The sequence below is a fragment of the Neisseria sp. P0021.S007 genome, assembly GCF_051956855.1.
In genome coordinates, this window is sequence record NZ_JBQCXA010001581.1 from 1 (window position 1) to 459 (window position 459).

At 50.8% G+C, this 459-nt stretch carries 1 pseudogene; it reads right to left on the reverse strand.

Annotated elements, in window-relative coordinates:
* Window positions 1-167: 167 nt before the first annotated feature.
* Window positions 168-459, reverse strand: a pseudogene (locus ACTHUR_RS20370) (cold-shock protein); the annotation flags it as partial.

Consider the following 459-nt stretch of genomic DNA (forward strand, 5'->3'; position numbering starts at 1 on the left):
TGCAGGAAAAAGGCGTCTCGCGCGTCGTCGCCGTGAACATCAAACAGGCGTTGGAAATGGCGGAGCCGAATTGAGGTAAGAACAAAGGCCGTCTGAAAGAATGAGGAAGAAGTCTATAATTTCATCTTCCCATTTTTTCAGACGGCCTTTTTGTATTGGATACAGCGTTATTGTTTTGAAGTATTATCTTTGGAGCGTTGAGGTTGCCCCGAGCGTTGGTTGTTGCCGTTGACGGCATCGCGCCATGCTTTGCGTTCGGCTTCGATTTTGGCGGCTACTTCGTGAACCATGGTTTCTTGTTTTTTGACGACAGGCTCTTCCGGTGTGTTGTCGGAAAAGTGGAGGCCGTACCACAAGACGGCGAAAATGCTGCAGACGAAGATAACGGCAATCAGGCCGACGATAGCTTGTTTGCCGGCGAGGGGTTTTTCAGGGGGAGGGACGAGGACATCGAAGCAG